This window comes from Salinivibrio sp. MA351, assembly GCF_001996065.1.
GTDB classification, from domain to species: Bacteria; Pseudomonadota; Gammaproteobacteria; order Enterobacterales; family Vibrionaceae; genus Salinivibrio; species Salinivibrio costicola.
In genome coordinates this window covers 42,521-68,700 of record NZ_MUFG01000016.1, presented here as the reverse complement: position 1 = coordinate 68,700, position 26,180 = coordinate 42,521, and the positions used below count along the sequence as shown (strand labels likewise).

24 protein-coding genes are annotated in these 26,180 nt (G+C 50.7%); 16 read left to right on the top strand and 8 right to left on the bottom strand.

Features of this window, described 5'->3' with window-relative positions; genetic code table 11:
• Positions 1-453: 453 nt before the first annotated feature.
• The gene (locus BZG78_RS09945; RefSeq protein ID WP_077461911.1) at positions 454-786 is read left to right on the top strand and encodes an SMR family transporter; all 333 of its coding nucleotides are present in this window, start codon (positions 454-456) and stop codon (positions 784-786) included.
• A gap of 77 nt (positions 787-863) precedes the next feature.
• Here the strand turns inward: BZG78_RS09945 and groL are convergent, their stop codons facing one another.
• Positions 864-2,510, bottom strand: coding sequence for a chaperonin GroEL (gene groL, locus BZG78_RS09940; RefSeq protein ID WP_021024082.1), 1,647 nt, complete (start codon positions 2,508-2,510; stop codon positions 864-866).
• 43 nt (positions 2,511-2,553) lie between these two features.
• The gene (locus tag BZG78_RS09935; RefSeq protein WP_077661101.1) at positions 2,554-2,844 is read right to left on the bottom strand and encodes a co-chaperone GroES; all 291 of its coding nucleotides are present in this window, start codon (positions 2,842-2,844) and stop codon (positions 2,554-2,556) included.
• A gap of 219 nt (positions 2,845-3,063) precedes the next feature.
• Between BZG78_RS09935 and BZG78_RS09930 the strand changes: the two genes are divergently transcribed.
• Positions 3,064-4,413, top strand: a complete 1,350-nt coding sequence (locus BZG78_RS09930; RefSeq protein WP_077661100.1) for an MATE family efflux transporter — start codon at positions 3,064-3,066, stop codon at positions 4,411-4,413.
• Here the strand turns inward: BZG78_RS09930 and BZG78_RS09925 are convergent.
• Complete coding sequence (locus BZG78_RS09925) at positions 4,383-4,856, bottom strand: MarR family transcriptional regulator (protein ID WP_077461909.1); 474 nt, start codon at positions 4,854-4,856, stop codon at positions 4,383-4,385. The two genes, BZG78_RS09930 and BZG78_RS09925, sit on opposite strands and share 31 nt — an antisense overlap.
• Positions 4,857-5,103: 247 nt before the next feature.
• Between BZG78_RS09925 and BZG78_RS09920 the strand changes: the two genes are divergently transcribed.
• From BZG78_RS09920 to BZG78_RS09905, 4 genes are all read left to right on the top strand, one after another.
• Complete coding sequence (locus BZG78_RS09920; RefSeq protein WP_074214047.1) at positions 5,104-6,243, top strand: homogentisate 1,2-dioxygenase; 1,140 nt, start codon at positions 5,104-5,106, stop codon at positions 6,241-6,243.
• Positions 6,244-6,257: 14 nt separating this feature from the next.
• The gene (locus BZG78_RS09915) at positions 6,258-7,244 is read left to right on the top strand and encodes a fumarylacetoacetate hydrolase family protein (protein WP_077661099.1); all 987 of its coding nucleotides are present in this window, start codon (positions 6,258-6,260) and stop codon (positions 7,242-7,244) included.
• Positions 7,245-7,310: 66 nt separating this feature from the next.
• Complete coding sequence (maiA, locus tag BZG78_RS09910; RefSeq protein WP_077661098.1) at positions 7,311-7,931, top strand: maleylacetoacetate isomerase; 621 nt, start codon at positions 7,311-7,313, stop codon at positions 7,929-7,931.
• A 9-nt stretch (positions 7,932-7,940) separates the two neighbouring features.
• A complete protein-coding gene (locus tag BZG78_RS09905; RefSeq protein WP_077661097.1) occupies positions 7,941-9,899 on the top strand; it encodes an acetoacetate--CoA ligase in 1,959 nt (652 codons plus the stop codon).
• A 111-nt stretch (positions 9,900-10,010) separates the two neighbouring features.
• On the opposite strand, the gene BZG78_RS09900 is transcribed toward BZG78_RS09905, so the two are convergent.
• A complete protein-coding gene (locus BZG78_RS09900; protein WP_021024090.1) occupies positions 10,011-10,532 on the bottom strand; it encodes an FxsA family protein in 522 nt (173 codons plus the stop codon).
• A gap of 294 nt (positions 10,533-10,826) precedes the next feature.
• Here BZG78_RS09900 and aspA point away from each other — a divergent pair, with 294 nt between their 5' ends.
• The gene (gene aspA, locus BZG78_RS09895; protein ID WP_021024091.1) at positions 10,827-12,290 is read left to right on the top strand and encodes an aspartate ammonia-lyase; all 1,464 of its coding nucleotides are present in this window, start codon (positions 10,827-10,829) and stop codon (positions 12,288-12,290) included.
• Between the two features lie 75 nt (positions 12,291-12,365).
• Here aspA and BZG78_RS09890 read toward each other — a convergent pair whose 3' ends face one another.
• Positions 12,366-13,676, bottom strand: a complete 1,311-nt coding sequence (locus BZG78_RS09890) for an anaerobic C4-dicarboxylate transporter (RefSeq protein WP_077661096.1) — start codon at positions 13,674-13,676, stop codon at positions 12,366-12,368.
• Positions 13,677-13,930: 254 nt separating this feature from the next.
• Here BZG78_RS09890 and BZG78_RS09885 point away from each other — a divergent pair, with 254 nt between their 5' ends.
• From BZG78_RS09885 to BZG78_RS09850, 8 genes are all read left to right on the top strand, one after another.
• Positions 13,931-14,200: a type B 50S ribosomal protein L31 gene (locus tag BZG78_RS09885; RefSeq protein WP_077661095.1), complete on the top strand. Its 270-nt coding sequence runs from the start codon at positions 13,931-13,933 to the stop codon at positions 14,198-14,200.
• Entirely contained in the window at positions 14,197-14,340 is a 144-nt protein-coding gene (ykgO, locus tag BZG78_RS09880) for a type B 50S ribosomal protein L36 (protein ID WP_021024094.1), read from the top strand. Before BZG78_RS09885 ends, ykgO begins: the two co-directional genes overlap by 4 nt.
• 133 nt (positions 14,341-14,473) lie before the next feature.
• Positions 14,474-14,989 carry a thioredoxin fold domain-containing protein gene (locus tag BZG78_RS09875; RefSeq protein WP_077661094.1) on the top strand — a complete coding sequence of 172 codons (516 nt, stop codon included), beginning with the start codon at positions 14,474-14,476 and terminating at the stop codon, positions 14,987-14,989.
• Between the two features lie 88 nt (positions 14,990-15,077).
• Complete coding sequence (locus BZG78_RS09870) at positions 15,078-15,710, top strand: response regulator transcription factor (RefSeq protein ID WP_021024096.1); 633 nt, start codon at positions 15,078-15,080, stop codon at positions 15,708-15,710.
• 35 nt (positions 15,711-15,745) lie between these two features.
• The gene (locus tag BZG78_RS09865; protein WP_021024097.1) at positions 15,746-16,378 is read left to right on the top strand and encodes a MarC family protein; all 633 of its coding nucleotides are present in this window, start codon (positions 15,746-15,748) and stop codon (positions 16,376-16,378) included.
• 180 nt (positions 16,379-16,558) lie between these two features.
• Positions 16,559-16,825 (top strand): DUF4212 domain-containing protein, encoded by a 267-nt coding sequence (locus BZG78_RS09860; protein WP_021024098.1) that lies wholly within the window; start codon positions 16,559-16,561, stop codon positions 16,823-16,825.
• A 12-nt stretch (positions 16,826-16,837) separates the two neighbouring features.
• Positions 16,838-18,565, top strand: coding sequence for a sodium:solute symporter family protein (locus tag BZG78_RS09855; RefSeq protein WP_021024099.1), 1,728 nt, complete (start codon positions 16,838-16,840; stop codon positions 18,563-18,565).
• Positions 18,566-18,635: 70 nt separating this feature from the next.
• Positions 18,636-19,148, top strand: coding sequence for a hypothetical protein (locus BZG78_RS09850; RefSeq protein ID WP_242413011.1), 513 nt, complete (start codon positions 18,636-18,638; stop codon positions 19,146-19,148).
• 58 nt (positions 19,149-19,206) lie between these two features.
• On the opposite strand, the gene BZG78_RS09845 is transcribed toward BZG78_RS09850, so the two are convergent.
• From BZG78_RS09845 to BZG78_RS09835, 3 genes are all read right to left on the bottom strand, one after another.
• Complete coding sequence (locus BZG78_RS09845) at positions 19,207-19,431, bottom strand: hypothetical protein (protein ID WP_077661092.1); 225 nt, start codon at positions 19,429-19,431, stop codon at positions 19,207-19,209.
• Complete coding sequence (locus BZG78_RS09840) at positions 19,431-22,880, bottom strand: hybrid sensor histidine kinase/response regulator (protein WP_077661091.1); 3,450 nt, start codon at positions 22,878-22,880, stop codon at positions 19,431-19,433. Before BZG78_RS09840 ends, BZG78_RS09845 begins: the two co-directional genes overlap by 1 nt.
• Positions 22,881-23,010: 130 nt before the next feature.
• A complete protein-coding gene (locus tag BZG78_RS09835) occupies positions 23,011-24,186 on the bottom strand; it encodes a 3-phenylpropionate MFS transporter (protein WP_077661090.1) in 1,176 nt (391 codons plus the stop codon).
• A 197-nt stretch (positions 24,187-24,383) separates the two neighbouring features.
• Here BZG78_RS09835 and BZG78_RS09830 point away from each other — a divergent pair, with 197 nt between their 5' ends.
• Positions 24,384-26,180, top strand: a complete 1,797-nt coding sequence (locus BZG78_RS09830) for a DUF294 nucleotidyltransferase-like domain-containing protein (RefSeq protein ID WP_077661089.1) — start codon at positions 24,384-24,386, stop codon at positions 26,178-26,180.

Genomic DNA, 26,180 nt, shown 5'->3' with positions numbered 1-26,180 from the left:
TGACTGTGCTCTTGTTGGCATCCACTTTTAAAAAAGTGAAATCAAAACAGCTCAAGGCTGTACCAACATGAATTGGTCACTCAGTTCATCGAATAAATCTTTTTGTCTATTCTCAACGAGTGCCCACACAGATTGCATAGGTCAAATTGTTAAAGAGCGTGTCGATTCGTGGTCGGCATTTCGTGACTTGCGTCTCGTCGCCCCGTCGACAGGAAGCGCAGTATAGAGATCTCAGTTTTTACCGCAACCCCTTTTTGCAAAAAAAAACTCACCCGCACAAAAAACATACTAAGTCGCTTTTTTTGTCTATTTTAACGTTCAGTCAAGGCTTGTTTTTGTTTGGATTTATTAACATAGTCGAAATTTTCACCTTTCTCTAGAAAAAATGAGGCATACATCATGAAAAGGGGCTGGTAGCATAGTCGGCCTGTTTCTCACTTGGGAGTCATCGATATGAAGCACTGGCTTTTTCTGGGGTTTGCGATTGTGGCAGAGGTGATTGCAACGGCGTCACTCAAAAACAGCGACGGCTTTTCAAAGCTCGTCCCTTCGGTGTTAGTCGTAGTGGGGTACAGTTTTTCTTTCTATTTACTCGCGCTGACACTACGCGCTATACCGGTTGGTATCGCTTATGCAATTTGGGCAGGTGCTGGTGTAACATTGATTGCTTTAATTGGCTGGCTTGTCTTTGACCAAAAACTCGATACAGCGGCGATTATCGGCATGGTACTGATTGTCTCGGGTGTAGCAGTGATGAATATTTTTTCATCTGCGTCTCCGCACTGAGTCGCGTTATTGGCGTCAGCCCGAGAACGAAAAAACCCAGCCGAAGCTGGGTTTTTTCTTTAAGGAGGAGAGGCAGATTACATCATGCCGCCCATTCCTCCCATACCGCCCATTCCAGCAGCACCCATATCAGCGCCGCCATCTTTTTGTGGCAGATCAGTAATCATGGCTTCGGTGGTGATCATCAGGCCAGCCACGGATGCCGCAAACTGAAGCGCACTACGCGTCACTTTGGTTGGATCCAGGATACCCATTTCAATCATGTCACCGTATTCACCGGTTGATGCGTTGTAGCCAAAGTGGTTTTCACCCGCTTTCACGTTGTTCGCAACCACTGAGTCTTCGTCACCTGCGTTAGTGGCGATTTGACGCAGTGGTGACTCCATCGCACGTAGCGCCACACGGATACCGACATTTTGCTCTTCGTTATCGCCTTTTAGCTCACCGACTTTGCTTGCAGCACGGATAAGCGCAACGCCACCACCGGCAACCACGCCTTCTTCAACCGCAGCACGGGTTGCGTGCAATGCGTCTTCAACGCGATCTTTCTTCTCTTTCATTTCAACTTCGGTCGCCGCGCCGACTTTAATCACCGCAACACCACCAGCCAGTTTGGCAACGCGCTCTTGCAGTTTTTCTTTGTCGTAGTCAGACGTCGCGTCTTCGATTTGTTGACGAATTTGAGCAACACGACCTTCGATCGCCGCTTCTTCACCAATACCATCAACAATTGTGGTGTTGTCTTTAGTAATGGTGACACGCTTGGCTTGGCCAAGGTCTTCTAGTGTCACTTTCTCAAGATCCATACCGATCTCTTCAGACACGACAGTACCTGCAGTCAGGGTCGCGATGTCTTGTAGCATCGCCTTACGACGATCACCGAAACCAGGTGCTTTCACTGCTGCCACTTTAACAATGCCGCGCATATTGTTTACCACCAAGGTGGCCAGCGCTTCACCTTCAAGATCTTCTGCAATGATCAGCAGCGGACGAGACGCTTTAGAAACCGCTTCAAGGGTTGGCAGTAGTTCGCGAATGTTAGAGACTTTTTTGTCGATCAGTAGGATAAATGGGTTATCCAGTTCAACATTACCGGCTTCTTGATTGTTAATGAAGTACGGAGACAAGTAACCGCGGTCGAACTGCATGCCTTCCACAACGCTCAGTTCGTCTTGCAGCGACTGTCCTTCTTCAACAGTGATCACACCGTCACGGCCCACTTTGTCCATTGCTTGTGCGATAAGCTTACCAACAGTGTGGTCAGAGTTTGCCGAGATAGTTCCCACTTGCTCAATAGCATTGTTGCTGGTGCAAGGTGCAGACAGATTTTTCAGCTCTTCCACCGCGGCAACGACAGCTTTGTCGATACCACGTTTGAGATCCATTGGGTTCATGCCCGCAGCAACTGCTTTTAGGCCTTCGCTAATAATAGACTGCGCCAATACGGTCGCTGTGGTCGTGCCGTCACCCGCCGCATCATTGGCTTGTGAAGCGACTTCTTTCACCATTTGCGCGCCCATGTTCTGGAATTTGTCTTCCAGCTCAATTTCACGCGCAACAGAAACACCATCTTTAGTGATGGTTGGTGCACCGAATGATTTGTCGAGTACTACGTTACGGCCTTTAGGGCCCAGTGTGACGCGAACGGCATCCGCCAGAACATTCACACCTTCGAGCATTTTCGCACGTGCGTCGTCACTAAATTTAACGTCTTTAGCAGCCATGTTTTTATTCCTTTCTTACGTTATTGATTGGAGGTGAAATGAATTACTCAACGATTGCCATAATGTCGCTTTCAGACAAGATCAAAACCTCTTGACCCTCGATCTTTTCGGTTTTGGTACCTAAGCCTTCAGAGAAGATAACAGTGTCACCCACTTGAACGTCCAACGGCTGCACACTGCCGTTTTCAAGAATACGGCCTTTACCTACCGCCAGTACTTTACCGCGGGTAGATTTTTCTGCAGCAGAACCAGTTAACACGATGCCGCCCGCTGATTTAGACTCAGCTTCTTGGCGCTCAACGATAACGCGATCATGTAGTGGACGAATGTTCATCGGTCGTCTCCTGAATTAGTAATGATGTTCCGTTTGATGAAGTAAGTATGCACACAGGCCGTACATGCGTCCGGTACCTGATGTCTCTCCCTATGTGGGGACGGACTTTTTCTTTCCCAAGGGCTTTACAGCAATTTTTTTGTTTTTTTTAGACACGTAACTTTCTCACCTTATACGGATCCGCTAGGGTAAGCCGTCCCAATTCAGCGATCAGAGACTATGAACGATAAACACGGGTTGCTTTCTGCTCCAATTAATCAAACCTTGCGCAAAATGACGATTCCAATGGTGTTCGGCCTGTTTGCGATCATCATGTTCAACGTGGTCGATACCTTTTTTATCTCGCAACTAGGGACAGAGGCGTTGGCAGCGGTGAGTTTTACCTTTCCTATCACCTTTGCGGTGAACTCCATCACTCTCGGGTTAGGAGTCGGTATTGCAGCACTTGTCGGACGTTTACTCGGCCAAGGAGATCACCAAGATGCGGCGCGCGTATCAACCCACGGATTATTATTGGCCTTGTTGCTCGTGATGTCGGTTGGCTGGTTGGGTGCTGCCACCATTGTTCCCGTTTTTTCTGCATTAGGCGCCAGTAAAGATTTACTTCCACTGATCCATGAATATATGCAGATATGGTACCTCACGATTCCTTTATTGGTGGTACCGATGGCAGGTAATGCCGCCATTCGTGCCACAGGTGATACCAAAACCCCAGCCAAAATCATGATGGTCTCTGGGCTAATTAATGGCGTTCTCGACCCCTTGCTAATTTTTGGTTTAGGCCCTTTCCCTGAACTAGGCGTGCAAGGTGCCGCTATCGCCAGTGCCTTGAGCTGGGCCGGAGCCATGCTCGCTGCACTTATCGTACTCACTCGACGAGAGCAGCTACTGATTGCGCCGCAATGGCAACAGATCGGCACCGATGTGAGTCAAATTCTTAAAATTGGCATGCCTGCTGGAATGACCAATGCGCTCAACCCCGCAGCAGCTGCCATATTAATGATGATGCTCGCCTCACAAGGCACAGAAAGCGTTGCCGCCTATGGCGCCGCGCAACGGATTGAAGCGATTTTATTGATAGTGATGATGGCAATGACGTCTTCGCTTACGCCCTTAATGTCGCAAAACTTTGGCGCCCAATACCATCAGCGGGCCTTTCAGGCGCTGTTCAGTGCGATGCGCTTTGCTATCTTGTTCCAATTTGCCTTGTACTTATCGCTGTGGCCTTTTATCGATCTGATTGCGGATGTGTTCAGTGACGATGTGCGGGTTCAACAAGAAATTGCCCACTATTTGATGGTGGTCCCGGCCAGTTACGGCTTACAAGGCACCTTGATGTTATTGGTCGGCGGCCTGAATGCCATGAAGCGTTCGCTGCATTCGTTCGCCTGCAACCTAGTCCGTTTGTTTGTTTTCTTAGTGCCCTGTGCGTGGCTGGGCGGCATGGTCAACGGCACCCATGGCCTGTTTGCGGGAATCGCTGTTGCCAATCTACTGGCCGGTATTATGGCGTACCTGTATGCCGTGGTGTTGCGCCGTCAAACACTGGCTTCGTCACTGCCGGTCTGATCCAAGTGATACACTCGGTGCTGCAAGGCATCTAATGCCTGATATAAGGCTTGATACTGCGCCGCACTGAGTCCCTCAAGCATGGCTTTTTCCCACTCCAACACCTTGGGAATAATGGTCTGATAATGGGTGCGGCCTTTGTCGGTCAAATGGACTAACGCGGCGCGCTGATCACCTTGACACGCGCGTCGCTCTACCAACTGATGCTGCTCTAAACGGGTAAGCAAGCGCGACACTCTCACTTTATCCAACCGCGTTTCTGCGGCTAAATCTTTCGCCATCACGCCATCCCGTGCGCCCAAAGAGGCCAGCACGCGCCATTCTGGACGCGACAATCCAAACTCTGCTTCATAACGTGCCGCAAGACTATCGGCAACCAGCTCTGCGGTGTGAACTAATTTGTAGGGCAAAAAACTGTCAAGGGCTAGGTGCGGAACGGTCATATCAGTTAGTTTCAATTGAAATCATATACCTTACTTTACGAGAGGCGTCGATAAGATGCAAAGGTAGTGCTTTGTTTACACTTACGGTTTTTAGGCGGCAAAAATACTGAACAGACAAGGTAAAATATTTGTTAACAGTACGTTGCTTTTTATCTTATCTGCTCGCTAGTATAAACGGATAGATTGTTTCTTTTGAAACTATTTGGCCGTACCGGTGACCACGGCCGCCCAGTACAAGGAGCGAGATATGCGAAAGTGGTTTTCATTCCCCATTCGTGAAGGGGACGCCTCACGTCAAGCCCACTGCGACTTTCCCGAAGGAACCTACGAGCGCGAATGTGGCAAGGAAGGCTTTTTTGGCCCGGCCAGTCATATGTATCACCGCCATCCCCCGACGGGCTGGAGTGAGTGGGAAGGCCCATTGCGACCGCATGCTTTTGACACCAACCGAGTTGAAACGCAAGGCACGTCGCCAATGGATGCCCCCGTGCTGTTATCCAATGCCAATGTTCAGGTTCGCTTATGGCGCACCGATACCGCTATGTCTTATCTGGTACGCAACAGCGATGGCGACGATTGCTTATTCGTCCATCAGGGCGAAGGCTCGCTGTATTGCGATTACGGCCACTTGCGCTACAGCAAAGGCGATTACTTGATTATTCCTCGCGCCACCAGCTGGCGACTGGTGCCGGATGAGGCCACTACTTTGCTGATGATTGAAGCGACACATGGCTCCTACATGAGCGCCGAACGAGGCATTGTCGGCGAGCATGCGGTGTTTGACCCCGCGGTGTTAGAACATGCACGTATTGACGATAGCTTTAAAGCCCAGCAATCCGATAGCGAAAGCTGGCAGGTGATGATCAAATCGCGCCAACAGCTCAACCGTGTCACTTATCCTTATAACCCGCTCGATGCCGTAGGCTGGAAGGGCAACCTCACCGTATTCCGGCTTAACTGGCGAGATATCCGCCCACTAATGAGCCATCGTTATCACTTGCCGCCATCCGCGCACACCACCTTTGTCGCGCAAGGTTTTGTGATTTGTACCTTTGTCCCCCGCCCGATCGAGTCGGATCCTGGCGCACTGAAGGTGCCTTTTTACCACAATAACGATGACTATGATGAAGTGCTTTTCTATCACCAAGGTGACTTTTTCAGCCGCGATAACATTGATGCCGGCATGGTGACCTTACACCCTTGTGGCTTCCCACATGGACCTCACCCAAAAGCCTTTGCCGCGGGCAAAAAGCATCAGAAAAAAGAGACCGATGAAGTGGCGGTGATGATCGATACCCGCATGCCACTTGATATGGGCGACGCGGCGAAAGCCACCGAACTGACCGATTATGTCTACTCTTGGCGCACGCCAAGTGACGCAGAATAGCGAAGGAGAAAGCAATGAAACTGGCTTCACTCAAACACGGACGTGATGGCAAATTGATTTTGGTCTCTCGCGACCTTACTCGCGCCGTCCACGCCGACGATATTGCGCCCACACTACAAGCGGCACTCGATAATTGGACGACCCTTGCGCCCAAACTGACTCAGCGCTATGACGCGCTTAACGACAACCAAGTCAGTGAGTCTTTTGCCTTTGACCCAAGTGTCTGCGATTCACCGCTGCCCCGCGCCTTTCAGTGGGCGGATGGTAGCGCCTACGTTAACCACGTTGAACTGGTGCGCAAAGCACGCGGCGCACAAATGCCTGAGAGTTTTTGGACCGATCCTTTGATGTATCAAGGCATGTCTGATGGCTTTCTTGGTCCGCGTGATGAGATTGAATTAGTGGATGATGCGTGGGGCTGTGACTTTGAAGCCGAGCTAGCCGTCGTCACCGATGATGTCCCCATGCACCTAAGCGCTGACAAAGCCGGCCAACACATTAAATTACTGATGCTGGTCAACGATGTTTCTCTGCGCAACCTGATCCCCGGCGAGCTTGCCAAAGGGTTCGGTTTTTTCCAATCCAAGCCCGCCTCTGCTTTTTCGCCGGTGGCGGTTACCCCCGATGAGCTTGGCGATCACTGGCGCGACCATAAAGTCCACTTGCCGATGCATGTCACTCTGAACGGCGACTGGTTTGGCTCGCCCGAAGCCGGTGTCGATATGACCTTTGATTTTGCCGAACTGGTCGCCCATGTAGCGAAAAGCCGTCATGTCAGCGCTGGGACCATTATTGGCTCCGGCACCGTCTCCAATACCGATCGCAGTAAAGGCTCTTGCTGCTTAGCCGAAAAGCGCATGCTGGAAATTATCGACCAAGGCGAGGCAAAAACTCCGTTTATGACCTTTGGCGATAGCGTCACTATCGATATGCGCGACAGCCAAGATGCGTCTATTTTCGGCGCCATTGAGCAAACTGTGACCCGTTACATCGCTGAGTAACCTTGATGCGCGCCTGGGCCTGGTGCCTCTAGGCGCGCTTGACGTTGACGCCGTCTAGGAGCTTGTATGCTGCTTTATGATTACAGTAAGTCGACCGCGGCCTACCGCGTCCGCATCGCCCTTGGCCTTAAAGGCCTTACCTACCAACGAGAAACCGTTTCTCTGCTGGATAAACACCAGTACAGCGACGCCTATCGCTCGCTCAACCCCGCCGGTTTAGTGCCTACCTTAGTCGATGGCGATGTCACCTTGAGCCAATCACTGGCCATTATTGAATACCTCGATGAACGCTATCCGCAGGTAAAACTGCTCCCCAGTGATCCAGTGCAAAAAGCCCAGTGCCGCTCTCTGGCACTCGACATTGCCTGTGATGTGCATCCACTCAATAACTTACGTGTTCTGCAATACTTAACGGGCCCCTTTGCCCACAGTGATGATGACAAAATCACTTGGTATCACCATTGGCTAAAACAAGGATTCGATGGCTTGGAAGCCAAACTACAAGGATTAGACAGCCCCTTTATCGGCGGAGAAGCGCCTAATTTGGCCGATATTTGTTTGGTCGCGCAGCTTTTTAATGCACGCCGATTTGCGTTTGATTTAACGGCCTACCCAACTTTGACGCGCATTGAGGCACAGTGCCAAACGCTGGATGCATTTATACAGGCACACCCTGATAAGGGCTAAGGAGAGAACATGAAAGACGGATTGTTGTGGGCGCCGGATAAGGAACGTCAAACCCACACGTTACTCGCCGCGTTTATCCGTGCCGTGAATCAGACTCACGACACCCAGCTAAGCGGTTATGACGATCTTTATGCATGGTCAGTACGTCAAAGCGGTGATTTTTGGCAACAGTTATGGCAATTTGCCGGCGTGATCGGCGATCCGGGCGAGAGAGTATGCGATATCGATCCCGAGCACCCCAATCGAGATAGCCACTGGTTTCCCACCGCACGTCTGAACTATGCCGAAAACCTGCTCAAGCACGCAGAGCAATATGCCGACCAACCGGCGATGATTTTTAGCGGTGAGCATGAGGTAGCACGAACCCTCACTTGGCGTGAGCTCGTCGATCAGGTCGCGGCCATCCGTCACTACCTATATATGCAAGGCGTTCAGCCGGGCGATGTGGTTGCTGGCTATTTACCTAACCTGCCTGAAACCGTGATTGCGATGCTTGCCACCGCGGCACTGGGCGCGATTTGGACCTCAACCTCACCGGATTTTGGCGTCGACAGTGTGTTAGACCGTTTTGGCCAAACCGAGCCCAAAGTGCTGTTTACCACCGATCATTACCACTATAACGGCAAAACCTATGACTGCCTGAATAAAGCACAGCAAGTGGTGGGTAACGTACCGGCCATTGAACGCCTAGTGGTGATCCCTTTTGATGGCGAGCGACCTTCTTTACCTGCTGGCGTGGATAACTGGCAGGACTTATTAGTCAAGGACGTGCCGCCGCTTCGCTTTACCCGCGTGGCGTTCAATGCCCCACTCTTTGTGCTTTACTCTTCCGGCACTACGGGTAAGCCCAAGTGCATTATTCATTCGGTAGGGGGGATATTGCTCAATCATTTGAAAGAGCATCAGCTCCATTCGGATGTGCGCCCCGGCGATCGCTTTTTCTATTTCACCACCTGCGGCTGGATGATGTGGAATTGGCAAGTCAGCGCTTTAGCAAGCGGCGCGACCTTGGTGCTCTATGATGGCTCGCCGTTTTATCCCGATGCAGGAGTACTTTGGCGACTGGCCGAGCGGCACCGGCTCACCCTTTTGGGCACCGCAGCCAAATACTTAGAGGCATTGGAAAAACAAGGCGTAGCGCCGAGAGATGATTACTCGCTGGCGTCGCTACGCGTCCTATGTTCGACCGGCTCGGTACTTGCGCCCGAGCAGTTTGATTATGTCTATCAAAAGATAAAGTCTGATCTGCAGTTAAGCTCGATTGCGGGTGGCACCGACATTTGTGGCTGCTTTGTTCTTGGCAGCCCGCTGTCACCGGTTTATCGCGGTGAAAGCCAAAAGCGGAGCTTGGCGCTGGACGTACAAGTGTTTAACGCCCAAGGCCAAGCGGTTGAAGAGCAAAAAGGAGAGTTGGTATGTTGTAATAGCTTCCCCAACCAGCCGGTTGGCTTTTGGCACGATACCGATGGCATTCGCTACCATAATGCCTACTGGAACAAGATTGATGACATCTGGTTCCATGGTGACTATGTGCGCCTGACCGCACAAGGTGGCATGGTGTTTTATGGTCGGTCTGATGCGGTACTAAACCCAGGCGGAGTGCGAATTGGTACGGCGGAAATCTATCGCCATGTTAACCAGCTTAGCGAGATCATCGATTCAGTGGTCATTGGTCAGCAATGGCAAAATGATGTCCGCGTGGTGCTGTTCGTCAAACTCGCCGCCGACGTGACACTGGATGAGCCACTCAAGCAAACCATCAAAAAAACCATCCGCACCCAGTGCACACCACGTCATGTTCCCGCGGTGATTGCCGAGGTGAGCGATATTCCGCGCACCAAGTCAGGCAAACTGGCCGAGCTGGCGGTGCGCGATGTGGTCCATGGCCAAGACGTGGCACAGTTAAGCGCACTGGATAACCCAGCATCACTCGACCAATATCGCCAACGCCCTGAGCTCGCTAAATAAACGACACTCGCTGAATAAACGACAATAGTGCAATAGGCCCATAAGGTCCGCAAAACTAAAAATGGCCGCAGTGTGCGGCCATTTTTGTCGATATTTTTTACAACGTAAACGTTATCTTAGGCGATGATTGTCATCGTCGTCATCGTCTTTACGCTCGTACTCACCTTCAAAGGTGTTGCCATCGTCATCGCGCCCGCCACGACGGAAAGGATCGTCACCAAAGGGGCCTTGCGTATTACCCCCTTGGTGGAAGCCGCCTTGGCCAAAGCCCGCTTGAGACACAGTGACCCGTTTCATCACTTGTTTGGCGAGCGCCGCACGCGGTGCTGGTAGCAGCACCAACATCCCCATCGCATCGGTCATAAAGCCTGGCGTCAACAGCAAGACACCTGCTACCGCAAGCATCACGCCTTCAAGGATTTGCTGCGCCGGTAACTCACCGCGATTGAGCCTATCCTGCACCGAGGCTAGCGTCATCAACCCCTGATTACGGACCAAAGACGCACCGACAAATGCCGTGATCAGAACCAACGCCAAGGTCGGCCACAAGCCCAGCCAGCCGCCGACCTGAATAAATAGGCCAATTTCGATCACTGGGACCAGAATAAATAGCAGTAGTAAGACTGGAAACACGGTTCACCTCGCGCTAAAAATTGACGTTTCATCCTAACATCAAAATAAGGCAAAAGCCGAACCGGGATCCTGTATTTACTGCTTGAATCCCAGCGCAAGAAAGCGCATTTTGTTTAGTCATCATGTTACAGCTGTGACGGAAGTCAGCCATTTCAACCGCATCATGTGCTGTAATATGGGTTGAAACGATGTAATAGACGATACATCCAGCCAAAATCTCTGAGGAATGGATTCTACAGCAATATTTGTGGCGACGTTTTAATCATTATAATAACTTGATGTTAAGGCCAACGCATGTCTCAGACGATTATTACCCCCAATGATACCCCTACGCAAACCACTGCCACCCGCTTGGAAGAGGACTTACTCGGCCAACGAGCGGTGCCTGCAGATGCGTATTATGGCATTCATACCTTGCGCGCGATTGAGAACTTCACTATTTCAAGCACCCGTATTTCTGATATCCCAGATTTCGTACGCGGCATGGTTTACACCAAAAAGGCCGCCGCAATGGCCAACCAAGAACTTGGCGTGATCCCTGCTGACGTCGGTGATTACATCATCAAAGCCTGTGACCAGATGTTGGAAACCGGCAAATGCATGGATCAGTTCCCCTCGGATGTCTTTCAAGGCGGCGCAGGCACCTCGGTAAACATGAACGCCAACGAGGTAATTGCCAACCTTGCGCTTGAACTGATGGGGCACGAGAAAGGCGATTATGATGTGATTAACCCTAACGATCACGTCAACAAGAGCCAATCCACTAACTGTGCGTATCCAACCGGATTTCGAATTGCGGTATATAACAGCATTCTCAAACTGATGGATGCGATTGATTACTTACAAAAAGAATTCGATGTCAAAGCAGACACGTACGCTCATGTCATAAAAATGGGCCGTACCCAGCTGCAAGATGCGGTGCCGATGACAGTGGGACAAGAGTTCAAAGCCTTCTCTGTGCTGCTGCGTGAAGAGATTAAAAACATCAAATATACGGCGGCCCTGCTTTTAGAAGTGAACTTAGGCGCCACCGCGATCGGGACGAAGTTGAATGCTGCAGAAGGTTACCAGCAACTGGCGGTGAAACGTCTTGCAGAGATTACTGGTTTACCTTGTATCCCGGCAGAAGATTTGATTGAAGCCACCTCAGACTGTGGGTCCTATGTCATGGTGCATGGCGCGCTAAAACGCCTGGCGGTCAAACTATCGAAGATCTGTAATGATTTACGCCTACTTTCTTCTGGCCCTCGTGCAGGACTGAATGAAATTAACTTGCCTGAAATGCAAGCCGGTTCATCCATCATGCCTGCCAAGGTCAACCCGGTGATCCCTGAAGTAGTCAATCAGGTTTGTTATCGAGTCATGGGGAACGACACTACCATCACCTTTGCTGCCGAAGCCGGCCAACTTCAGCTTAACGTGATGGAGCCCGTAATTGGGCAGGCGCTGTTTGAATCGATCTCGATATTAGCAAACGGCTGCCGTAACCTCGGCGAAAAATGCGTCAGCGGCATTACCGTCAACCAAGAAGTGTGCGAGCACTACGTACATAACTCGATTGGGATTATCACCTATCTCAACCCCTTTATCGGTCATCACGAAGGCGATATTGTCGGCAAGATTTGTGCTGAAACCGGTAAAAGTGTTAAAGAGGTGATACTCGAGCGTGGTTTGATGACAGAGTCTGAGCTTGATGAGATTTTCTCCGTTGAGAACCTCATGCACCCCAAATACCGCGGTAAACGCTTTAACGCTTAGTCGGTCAAAATCACAACAACCATAAAACAACAAAGGGCGCTTATAGCGCCCTTTTTCATGCCGGTGAAACAGCCGCTACAACACCTGGGTAATCAACAAACCACATGCAATACTGAAGACCATGCTCAGTAAGCCTGGCAACATAAAGCTATGGTTGAAAACATACTTACCAATCCGCGTAGTACCGGTGCGGTCAAAATCAATAGAAGCGATAATCGGACCATAGTTCGGGACGAAGAAATAACCATTTACCGCAACAAAGGTGGCAATGATCATCGAAGGAGGTAAGCCAAGCGAAATCGCTACTGGAACAAGCACCGCCGTCGTTGCACCTTGACTATTCACCATCACTGATAGAGCAAATAAGGCAAAAGCAAATGTCCAGGGCGCCACTTCAACCAAGCCAGATACCGCGTCTTTGACCATATCTAGATGGCCGGCAACCAAGGTATCCCCTAACCAAGCAATACCAAAGATAGCAACGATGGCACGCATCCCAGCATGGAATACTGAGCCTTGGCTAATCGCATTACCGTCTGGTTTACAAGTCAGAATAATTAACGCAGCAACCGACAACATGACGATTTCAATGGTGTGGGCCATGCCCATTGGCTCACCATCAAATGCCGGACGCAAAGCAGGGAAAGCCCCCATAATGACCACGGCTAACGCACCGAATAAGAACAATGCGACCGATTTTTTCGCCTCCGACGTGACTTCGATATCTTCGACCGCGAGGTCAGCTTCCATTTCCTGACGAAACGCGGGATCTTGCAGGCGACGTTGATATTCAGGATCGTCTTTAAGCTCTTTGCCCAGTTTATTCACGATCACACACGCCAGCGCCAAACCGATAAAGGTGCTAGGAATGGTCACTGATAGAACATCTGTTAGTGTGATGCCTTGAGGCTCTAAAAAGGCGACACATGCAACCACAGCAGCGGCAATCGGGCTGGCCACAATCGCAAACTGTGAGGCAATCACCGCCATACCGAGAGGGCGGGCAGGACGAATCCCGCTTTTGCGGCTCACTTCGGCAATAACTGGCAACACCGAGTACGCCACGTGTCCCGTCCCTGCCATCATGGTAAAGACATACGTCACTAAAGGCGCAACAAAAGTAATATGACGTGGATTTTTGCGCAGAATGCCACTGGCAATTTTAATTAAAAAATCGAGGCCCCCTGCCGCTTGCATGGTCGCGGCGGCGGCAACTACCGCCATGATCATTAATAAAACATCAATCGGAGGATGCGTCGGTTGCAACCCGAACACAAAGCTCAACACTAAAAGTCCAAGCCCGCCCATCACACCTAAACCGATGCCGCCGATACGGGCACCCACTAAGATGCAGCTGAGTACCACTAATAACTCAACCAAAAACATAATTTTCTCCTACTTTGGATAGACTTTCCCACTACGTCGCGTTCACACACGAGAGCAAACGCGCCCAGCACCATGGCCAAAGTCTAACCAGGCCCCGTAACGCGTATGTTGATTCAAGTAAGAAAAAGTAACACTTTTCGCGAACTGACAACAAAAAGTTCGGAAATTGAGATCTTTAACCTAGACACTAGGCAGGCTTTTCTTTCCTGCTTTTAATTGTTATGTTATATCATAACAATTAATAAGGAGTCATTATGCAAGCCAATATCCATCCCGAGTACCGCTCTGTCGTTTTTCATGACACCAGCGTTGACGCCTATTTTATAATCGGATCAACCTTGCAAACATCACGCACCATTGAGTGGCAAGATGGCAAAACCTATCCTTACTACCCGTTGGATATCTCGAGCGCTTCACATCCGGTGTACACAGGTAAACAACGCGCTGCCAATAAAGAGGGGCGCGCCGCCAACTTTGCGCGCAAGTTTGGCCAAATTGGTCGCAGTCAAAAGGCGTCGTCATGAAGGTATTGAACTCACTGAAAAGCGCCCGCCAGCGTCACCCTGATTGCCAGGTTGTCCGTCGTCGCGGACGCATGTTTGTCATTTGCAAAACGAATCCGCGTTTTAAAGCCGTACAAGGGCGCGCGAAAAAACGCGCCTAAGCGTCGGCGACGCACTGCCACTGATGGGGCAGTGCGTCTCTGCGGGCAAACATCTTGATGCCGTCATTTCCTTTTTCTAAGCAAGTCATGGTATGTGTGTATACTCATCCTATTAGCGTGAAAAGGAAAACATATGAGACAGCGTCGCCGTGTCGCATTGACTGCTGGATTGTTGGTTGCCGCATTAGGCGCCAGTGCGCTTTATATTGTTCGCTCGCAACAAGCTACCGTCCCTGCGACAACATCGCATACCGTCACGGCGCCAACGTTTGTGACCGTTAATAGCCAAGCCGCGCTTGAGGCTGAACTTGCCAAAGCCGCTACCAATCAACAAGTCGCCTTTGTCGACTATTACGCCGACTGGTGCATTCCATGCAAACAGTTTGCGCAAAAGACATTCACTGATCCGGCAGTGGCTAAGCCACTTAGTACTATGCACCGAATTAAAGTGAACCTGAGTGAAAACCGTCCGGAAGATTTTGCCTTGATGCGTAGCCAAGCGGTGGCAGGCTTACCGACTCTCGATTTTTGGCTTCCCACGGGGGAACGAAATCAAGCGGCGCGTATAATCGGCTTTTTACCTCCTGAGGCATTTCTCGCTCACCTCAATGAACATGCACTTATGCCGTCAGTAAAAAGCAAGCAATGATCAATCTCTTAGTTCTCTTGTTACAAAATTGATAAGCCCTGCATCGGGTGATAGGTTGAAAGAAACTGAAGGGAAAGATAGCCGCATTATGGAAGCGCAACACACCATCGTTATTGCTGATGATCATCCACTATTTCGAAATGCCTTATTTCAATCTGTGCATATGGCGATAAGCGGTGCCAACCTGTTGGAAGCAGATAGCTTAGATAGCTTGCATAAAATACTCGCACGAGATGCTGACGTCGATTTAGTCTTACTCGACCTCAAAATGCCCGGCGCTAACGGCATGTCCGGTCTGATTGAGCTGCGCAACCAATATCCTAACCTGCCCATTGTCGTCGTCTCTGCCAGCGAAGAACGCAATGTGATCCGTCAAGTGCATTCACATGGTGCGTTTGGCTTTATCCCTAAGTCCAGCGATATGCGCGCCTTGGTACAATCATTAACCCAGGTACTCGAGGGAACGCCTTGTTTTCCTGATGATCTCGGCGAGGAGGATGACAGCGAGAGCCTATCTAGCAAACTCGCAGCGCTGACACCGCAGCAGTATAAGGTGTTGCGGATGCTCTGTGACGGTCTGCTCAATAAACAAATCGCTTACGATCTCGCCGTTTCCGAAGCCACCATCAAAGCGCATATGACGGCTATTTTCCGCAAGCTCGGGGTGAAAAATCGTACGCAAGCGGTGATTTTATTGCAGCAATCCAATATAGAACTTTGATACGCTAGCGCCCTCGACCCCATTATGGAGCGCCCATGCTAAGTATTCTGGCTACACAATTCGTGATCTTATGGGCCGTGATCGATCCTATCGGTAGCGTGCCCATTTATCTCTCGCAAACCAGCCATATGACGGCGAAACAAAAACGCCGCGTTGCCATTAAAGCCGTCACTATTTCCTTTGCTATTTTGCTTTTCTTTCTCATTATTGGTCAGATTTTGTTAGAAGCGATGCAAATTCCACTGCCCGCATTTCAAGCCGCGGGCGGTTTAGTACTCCTTCTTTTTGCTCTGACCATGATTTTCGGCGAAGGCAAACCCAGCCAAGAGGCCAAAATGCTGAGCGAAAACGTGGATAAAGCCGAGATAGCGGCAACGGCCGTTTACCCCTTGGCTGTGCCTTCCATTGCCTCCCCTGGCGCCATGATGGCCATTGTGATGCTCACCGATAACAACCGCTATGCCATTGCTGAACAAGCGATCACCGCGGGAGTGATGTTTTTAGTTCTGCTCGCGACCTTGGCTTTACTCCTCGGGGCCAATGTGATTCACAAAGTGATTGGTAATGTGGGCGCTTCTATTATCAGTCGCGTAATGGGGCTGATTCTCGCCTCGGTGGCAGTGGCTAATTTACTCGAAGGGGTCCAAAAGTTTTACCACTTAAGTTAGACCTTTGGCGAAAGCCTTGGCTGGCTCACACGGAGCCAGCCCAACCTACCTCACAAAACACCTGATTTTTCCTGCGATTGCCTACAACTAAGCTCGACTAAAGTTGCAATGTCGCTTTGCCTAACCCCTRCTATCGTCATTACGTAACATTCCATTAACGTAATAAACAAGGAGAAGGCGATGGCGTTTCAAAGCAAGGAACACGCAAAAGCCTACTGGGACAGAAACGTAAAACTGATGATCAGCTTATTGATTGTCTGGTTTGTGGTCTCATTTGGCTGCGGGATCTTATTCGTTGATGCTCTCAATACCATTCAAATTGGCGGCTACAAATTAGGATTCTGGTTTGCTCAGCAGGGATCGATTTATACCTTCCTCGGCATCATTTTTGTGTATACCAAACAAATGCGCAAACTCGATCGCGAGTTCGGTGTTGACGACGAGTAAGAGGATAAACACATGGATTTAAGAACCATTACTTATATTGTTGTCGGGTTCACATTCGCACTCTACATCGGGATTGCAATTTGGGCACGCGCAGGCTCCACTAAGGAGTTTTACGTCGCGGGCGGCGGGGTCAACCCCATCGCAAACGGGATGGCTACCGCTGCAGACTGGATGTCAGCCGCTTCCTTTATTTCAATGGCCGGCTTAATTGCCTTTATGGGTTATGGCGGTTCGGTGTTTTTAATGGGTTGGACTGGCGGCTTCGTGCTTCTTGCATTGCTGCTCGCGCCTTATCTCCGTAAGTTTGGCAAATTTACCGTGCCAGAGTTTGTCGGTGAGCGCTTTTATTCAAAAACCGCACGTATCGTCGCTGTCATCTGCTTAATCATCGCCTCGGTGACGTATGTTATCGGTCAGATGAAAGGGGTTGGGGTGGCTTTTGGTCGCTTTTTAGAAGTGGATTACTCCACTGGGCTATTAATCGGTATGGTGATCGTCTTTATGTATTCCGTGATGGGCGGGATGAAAGGCATTACTTATACCCAAATTGCTCAATATTGCGTACTCATTTTAGCTTACACCATTCCCGCAATCTTTATTTCCCTTAACTTGACTGGTAATCCGTTCCCACAACTGGGTCTCGGTAGCACCATGGCGGGCACCGATCAGTATCTGCTCGATCGACTGGATCAGGTGGTCACCGAACTTGGCTTTGTGGAATACACCACCGCAGTGCGTGGCAGTACGCTCAATATGTTTGCCTACACCATGTCACTGATGATTGGTACTGCTGGCTTACCCCACGTCATTATCCGTTTCTTTACCGTGCCTAAGGTACGTGATGCTCGGGCTTCTGCGGGTTGGGCGCTGTTCTTTATCGCGATTTTGTACACCTCAGCACCTGCGGTCGCGGCAATGGCGCGCTTGAACTTAATGGACACTGTGAATCTGCCTAATGGCGACAATCTTGTCTATGACGAGCGTCCAGACTGGTTCAAAAACTGGGAAAAAACCGGGCTACTTGGTTTTGATGATAAAAACGGCGATCAAAAAATTCAGTACACGTCGGATCCGGCAACCAACGAATTACGCGTTGACCGCGATATTATTGTCCTGGCCAACCCCGAAATCGCCAAACTGCCTAACTGGGTGATCGCCTTGATTGCCGCCGGTGGCCTGGCGGCCGCTTTATCGACCGCAGCCGGGTTATTATTGGCTATATCGTCCGCGATATCCCATGATCTGATTAAAGGGGTCGTCAATCCGAATATCAGTGAAAAAGGCGAGCTGATGGCGAGCCGGATATCCATGGCATTAGCGATTGCCGGCGCTGGATACTTGGGGCTCAATCCACCAGGCTTTGCGGCCGGGACAGTGGCACTTGCCTTTGGTTTGGCTGCGTCATCGATATTCCCGGTACTGATGATGGGGATCTTCACCAAAACCATCAATAAAGAGGGCGCAATTGCGGGTATGGTAGCGGGGATCAGTGTCACCCTGTTCTATGTCTTCCAACATAAAGGGATTCTGTTTGTCGCTGATTGGACCTACTTTGAAGGCTTAGGCAGCAACTGGATCTTAGGGATTGAACCCAATGCCTTTGGTGCAGTCGGGGCAGTCTGCAACTTTGTTGTCGCTATCATTGTGTCACGCATGACGAAGGAAACACCGCAAGAGGTGCAAGACTTAGTCGAACACGTTCGCATGCCATCGGGTGCGGGTGATGCGCAATCACACTGATACAATGTTAAACTATCCAAGCCCCTTCGGGGGCTTTTAAACGACCGATTATGTCCAGCCAAGGAGAGGCATGATGTCAACGATAACGCGTTTATTAACCAACAAGCATGTAGTTATCGCGATGCTAATCGCGCCAGTGCTCGCAGTGATAGCCTATTTTGCGGTCGATGCCAGTGTGTCTGAAGCGCCCAAGGCGGCCCAACCGGGGAAAAGCTACCCGCTTGCTGTCCGTTCCAACTGTCGCTATACCAGCGGATTTTGTCAGCTCGAAAATGGTGATATGAAACTCAAACTGGAGTCACAAGGGATCGAGGATAATCAGCTGACGTTGCGGCTGATCAGTGAGTTGCCTTTAGAAGGTGTTCGTATTGGCCTGGCACAGACCTCGCCCCAAGCAATGCAAGCCACCGGTGATAAAGGTACCCACTGGCTCGTATCACTGCCGGCACCAAAGAGTAATGATGCACAAATCCGCGTCGCGGTGAGCATGGCGGGTAGTCATTATTTTGCGCAAACACCTGCTACGTTTATCGAGCACAAGACCTTTTATACCGAACACCAGCAAGCCCAAGACGCATCATAGCCGACGACAAAATGCGTCATAATTGATGATACGATGATGGCCCCAGCGAAGGGAGCCACTAGCTATTCAGCGACATCACGGCAGGTCGAATCGCGGCAATAATCATAGCGATTTTGTGTTCATAAGCTTGTTCGGCAAGCCAATGGTTCACATCGGCCCACCCGTCGCCATCCAAGTGAGCAAGTTCATCGACTTCAATATGACCATCAATAGGATCAAATCGTCCTTCGACCTTGACGGTACCGATATCGGTTTCAAGGCGCGCGAATGCAAATGGCGTCATTATTTTCCTCGCTGTTGTAATAGGGTCCGTAGCTTCAGCGGCTTCACGGGCTTAGACAGATACGTAAAGCCTAGTCCTGTTACCGCCTGTTGTGTTTCAGCACTGCGGTCAGCGCTGATCATTACGCCATGAAAACAAGCGCCCAACTTTAGCTGGCATTGCTGTAATACTTGTAGGCCCGTTTGTTGGTTGGCTAAATGATAGTCACTCAGCACAAATTCAGGTTGCCATTGTTCACTGATTTGCTGCATAGCCTCGCCAACATCTTGCGCGCACCGCACATCACAGCCCCAACGTGATAAAAGCTGGGTCATTCCGGTCAAAATATCTTGTTCATTATCAACGCATAATACTCGGCATCCTTCCAACGCCTGGGCGCTGTGCAGCGTTGGTGTGGCGCCTTTCGGAATAGCATTCACTTCGCGGATATCACTGCCATCAACGGTGATAGAAAAAACAGTCCCCTTGCCTGGCCATGACTGCAGTCCCAACGGTTGAGACAAGATTTGGCTAATGCCTTTCGCGATAGCCAACCCCAGTCCCAGCCCCTGCTCTGCACCTTGGCGCTCAATCCGAGTGAACTCTTGAAAAATATCTTGCTGGCGAGCCAACGGGATCCCATCCCCATCATCCCAAACCTCGATTCGATAATCATGGCCGGTACGGCGCACGCCCAATAACACCCGTCCGTCTGGGTTGTAGCGAAAGGCATTGGTTAAGAAGTTTTGCAATACTCGCCGTAGGAGGGTTTTATCAGAGCGCACAATGGCCCGGCTGCGGCAGACATGAAAATCGAGGCCTTGTCGGTGTGCTAACACTCCAAATTCCGCTTCAAGCGCATCAAAGACTTCACTCAATGGAAAGGATTCAATCCGGGCTTTCATCTTGCCCGATTCAAGACGAGAAATGTCCAATAAGTCTCCAATCAATACCTCAGCACTTTCGAGCGCACTTTCGATATGCTGCGCGGCGGTTTCTGTTTCACGGTTGACCGCCATTTCACTCAGTGATGAGGCAAACAAGCGCGCCGCATTGAGCGGTTGCATTAAGTCGTGACTCACTGCGGCTAAAAAACGGCTTTTTGACTGCGAGGCAGATTCCGCTTTACGGGTGGCATCGATTAAACGGCTATTCAAGCGCTCCAATTCCTGGGTTCGCTCAGTCACACGCGCTTCCAAGGTTTCGTTTGACTGTTTGAGCGCGGCTTCGGCATCGCGGAACGCGGTGATATCGGTAAAGGTCATGACAAAGCCCCCGCCCGGCATCGGATTACCTTGCAATTCAATCACGCGCCCGTCGGGATGAACACGCGAGGACGTATGCGGCTTTCGCCGCGTTAAGTGCATCACTCGTTTGCTCACATGATCCTCCGGATCGCCCGGCCCACACAATCCCCGCTGAGCATTGAACCGGATTAAGTCTGCGACCGGTCGTCCGACTTGAATAAGCCCAGGTGGGAATTGGAACATATCGATATAACGCTGATTCCACGCCACTAGCCGTAATTGTTTATCCACCACCGATATCCCTTGATTGATATGCTCAATGGCGCCTTGCAAAAGACCGCGAGAAAAATCAAACAACTCAGAGGCTTCATCCACGATGGTGGCAATTTCCTCCAGCTGCATATTTCGTCCTTGTAGTGCAGAAGACAGCACCAGCCGAGCGGATGACGATCCAAACACGCCCGCCAGCACCCGCTCGGTATGACGAATTAAAGGGGCGCTGGCCTGTTGCTGTGGCATTAACTCCTCACCGCGCTGCTCAGCAAATTGGCTAAAAGCCTGGCGCATGCGTCGACGCCCCACGAAACGTGACGCCAGCATCTCAAGCTCTGCGACCGTGACTCGGCTTTGATACAAGCGCGCACCATCGTTTTCGGGTAATGGCATGCCGACAAATGCGGCGGCTTGCAAGCGCTCACTCAGTGACGGTCGTGTTAATAAAGACACAAGGATAAAGCTGGCGGCATTCATCAAGACGCTAAAGGCCAACCCCCAATCAATAATATTAAGCCCGGCGAGTGGAGGTAATGATGGTGGCGTAATCAGCCAGATAAGCATATTGGATTGCCCATCCCCTGCCAGCATCCCGGTTTGGACCATCATGGTCACCAACCAAAGCGAAAATCCGACCGTCAACCCAGCGTACACCCCTTTTTTATTTCCTTGCCGCCAATACAAGGCGCCAACTATGGCAGGTGCAAATTGCGCGATGGCAGCAAAAGACAGAAAGCCAATTTCTGACAAGGTTGGGACGGTTAAAATCAAATGATAGAAGCCCCAGGCGGCAATCAAAATCAAGAAAATCAGCGCGCGACGGACGTTGAGTAATAAACCAGAAAATTGCGCGAAGTTGCGAGAGGCCATTTTCATACGCCGTAACAGCAGCGGCATAACAAGATCATTGGAGACCATAATGGCCAGCGCAATGGTAGAAACAATCACCATGCCACTGGCTGCCGAGGCACCGCCCATAAACGCCAGTAATGCCATGCCTTCCGCGCCCACAGATAAGGGCAAGCGGATCACATAGGCATCTGCCGGTGTACCAGGCAATAACGCTTGCCCGGCATAAGCCATGGGAAGGACAAAAATTAGCATCAGGAGTAGATAGGTTGGGAAGACTTTACGTGCCATATTCAAATCGCTTGCACGCGTGTTTTCCACCACCATGGTATGAAACTGGCGCGGCAGACAAATAATCGCGGCGCCCGTTAAAAAGGTGTGAATGATTAAACTACCGACATCGGGCTCACCGATAATGCCTGATGCTTCAAGCGTTATTGGCAACGTCGGCGCTTGGAATAACAGCGCGACAACAAACACGCCAACCCCGAGAAAAGCTACCAGTTTAATGACAGATTCAAACGCCACTGCCATCATCATACCGCGATGATGTTCGGTGCTATCAATGTGTCGAGTACCAAATAACACCGTAAAAACGGCGAGAACGACACACACCAACCACGCAATTTGCGTTTGTTCTAAGCCAACACTCCGCCCCATTTCTGGCGAGAGCACGTCAAGCCCCATGGCAATGCCACGTAGTTGCAACGCAATATAAGGGAGCACCCCCACCACAGCGATCAGCGTTACCATCACAGCCAGTCCCTGAGACTTGCCATATCGCGCCGCAATAAAGTCAGCGATCGAAGTGATATGTTCGCGTTTGGCAATCAGAATGAGACGAGCGAGAAAGCGCCATCCGAGGGTGAACACCAACATCGGCGCAAGGTAAATAGGCAAAAAGGACCATGGAGAGCTGGACGCTTGGCCAACGGTGCCAAAAAAGGTCCAAGAGGTGCAATAAACGGCAATGGAAAGGCTATAAATCCAAGGCCGCCATTTGTGAAGCCAGCGCGGCTGGCGATCGCCATACCAGGCAATGGCAAATAATGCCCCCATATAGAGCAGTGAAACAGAGACAATTACCCAGCCTTGTGTCATGACTCCCTTCCTGACGCCATAATGTGCCAAATCCTTTGGCTGGGTGTACCACGGCAACGGCGCCCACTCAATCATGCAATGCTGGCTTTGTGGGCGCTCTAGCTAACTTTATTGCAAGCCGGTAAGCCGTTTATTGCACACTGGCATGCTTGGCGCGTCGAAATTCGGGCTCACGTAATGGGAGCACAAAAACAGGCAACGCAAGCAGCGCCATTGCGTAAAAGGTTCCCGATGGCGAAACCGCATAAATCCACCCACTTGTAGTAGTAAGAGCCGCGACCACCGCGCCCATCGGCAACGCGTTATAAGCAGCTTGTGCAGCGACCAACCGCGTTCCGCATTCACGCTGAATATACTGCATGGCACCCAAGTGCGCACCGGCAAAGGTGACGCCATGGAGTAACTGAACCAACACAACGGGAATGGCTGCGGTGGTGGTGCCTGTTATCCCCCAACGGATCAATACGCCTAACGCAGCCAATTGGAATAACGACTTGGACGACCAACCGCTAAAAAGCCGGGCGCCGAGAGCAAATACGGCCACTTCTGATACGACGCCCAAGCTCCATAAATAACCGACGATACTCTCGCTGTAACCGGCCTGCTTCCAATAAATCGCACTAAAGCTGTAATAGGCGGCATGACTGCCCTGCAACAAAGAGGCGATCAGCAAAAATACAATGACCTGACGATCACCGAATAGCTGACGCATCGACACTTTGCTGCCTGTCATATCATGCTCGCTTTGCGGCATGATGGTCGGACGACGCAAGGTCAGCAGTAAACATGCCGATAAGCCACCGATTGCCACCCAAGGAATAATTGCCGCCGATTGCTCGGTCACCAACCAGCCCGTTAAGCTCGAACCGACAATAAAGGCAATCGACCCCCAAAGACGCGTACGACCATAGTCGATATACCGATGACGCGCGTAATAGTTCGCTAACGCATCAGACAAGGGCACCGCTGGACCAATGGCTAAATTAAACAACACAGTGACGAAAGCTAGCCACCACACATTGGCGCCCATCATAGGATGCAAGGCACAGGTCACCAACGCCATCAAGGTCAACGCCCGCAGAGCCGGCAACAAAGCTTCAACCTGTTGCACACGCGGAGTAAACACTAAGTTGGCGACACATCGGGTAGCAAAACCAAGCCCAATCAAGGTCCCGATCACACCCGAATTAAGGCCTAGAGACTCAAACCATATCGCCCAAAACGGCAAATACACGCCATACGAAAAAAAGAAGCCGCCAAAATATTCTGACAACCAACGAAAGGGGGAACATTGGGTTAATGCCATATCATTACTTCATATTAAGAGACATACGGCGCTAAGTGTCGCAGTAATAGGACGGGAAAAAAAGACACAAGCGGCGCTTATTGATGGCAAAACATTGATCTCGTCGATGAAACCGTCGTAACTGGCTAGACTAAAGTCGGCTAGCAGGATCGCGAGGGCTAGGACACACTGAGGCTATCATAGTGAGGAGTGCGATTATGCCTGAACCTTTTGACACCTCGCAGCCACCGTTTGATTGCCTAACGCCCGCACAAGCCAAACAATGTCGACAAGCGCTGGATGTTGGCTATTTTCGACGTGGTGACAGCCTGATCCATGCAGGCGATACGGGTGAGCAGCTGTTTATCATTATTAAAGGCAGTGTCGAAGAAGTCTCAGAAGAAGGCAAAGAAGTGTTTTCTCACTATACGTCGGAGGATTTATTTGACGTCCCCGCGCTCGTGCACGGCACCGCCAAACATCAATACCGCGCCCTAGAAGATACGCTTTGTCACCTACTACCGGCCGAGGTGTTTCTTGCGATCTACCATAGTAATCAAGACTTCCGCGATTACTTTGAGACCAACTTACAACGCCGACAAGCGTTAATGGTCCAGGCACGTCAGCAACAAAACCTCGCCGAATTTATGCTCACCAGGATTGATGATAGTAATATTCAACCTGCGTTATGTATTTCCCCAACGCTGACGATAAAAGCCGCGACCGCGCAAATGAAAGCCGAACGCTGTGACTGTGCATTGGTGACGTTTGATGATGGAGACTGCGGGATCATTACCCGGACGAACTTATTACACGCTTTGGTGCTCGATGGCTATGATCAATCTGCCCCCGTTGGCGAGGTGGCCACGCGCCCTGTGGTCAGTGTTGAGCGCGGTGACTTTCTTTTTCACGCCATGATCAGTATGACGCGCCAGCGCGTGAAGCGTGTGCGTGTGGTCGACCAGCAAGGGCAAACCGCGGGGATGCTTGACCTGCCGCAAGTGCTGAGCCTATTTTCAACCCACTCACACGTGCTCAACTTGCAAATTGCGCGCGCCCAAACCATTGATGAGTTAGTTATCGCCGCCAATAGCCAGAGCAAACTGGTGCATACCCTATTTAATAACGGCATCCATACCCGCTTTGTGATGCAACTCATCGCTACCGTGAATGAACAAATCATGGAAAAAGCCTTTCGCTTGTTGGTGCCCGAGAACTATCAAAACCAGTGCTGCATGGTGGTGATGGGCTCAGAAGGACGGGGCGAGCAAGTACTTAAAACCGATCAAGATAATGCGCTTATTCTCGCCGATGACCTGGACTGGCCGGATTGTCAGCAAGTCATGGCGGCCTTTTCACACACGCTTTATCAACTGGGCTACCCGCCCTGCCCCGGCAATGTGATGGTCAGCAACCCCAAATGGGTAAAAACCGCCTCGCAATGGCAACAAACCGTGCGCAACCTCGTCCAAAGTGCCAATGAACAAAGCGTGATGGATTTGGCCATCTTAGCCGATAGCCAGGCGATTGCTGGGGATCTCAGCTTGATTAATGCGATCCAAACACCACTTCACGAGGCGTTAAGTGACAATATGTTGGCGCTTAATACCTTTGTGCGTCCCGCGCTGGCCTTCCGGGTTCCTTTGACCGTGTTTGGCTCGCTTAAAAGCAGTAAAGAAGGGCTAGATATTAAAAAAGGCGGCATTTTCCCGATCGTCCACGGTGTTCGCACCATGAGCTTAGAAAAAGGGATCACCGAGACCAATACCTTTGAGAGGCTCGCGCAACTGGCCCAGATAGGCACACTTGCCGACGAGACGGCAGAAAACCTGTCAGAGGCGCTAAAACTGTTTATTCGTCTTCGTCTACGCCAACAACTTCGTGGTGAGCAGCAAAGTAACCGTCTGGATGTGGCCGACTTACCGTCGAGTGAACGCGATCTGTTGCGCCACGGGTTGCACGTGGTGAAAAAGTTTAAACAATCCCTCGCATTCCACTATCATGTGAGGGATTAA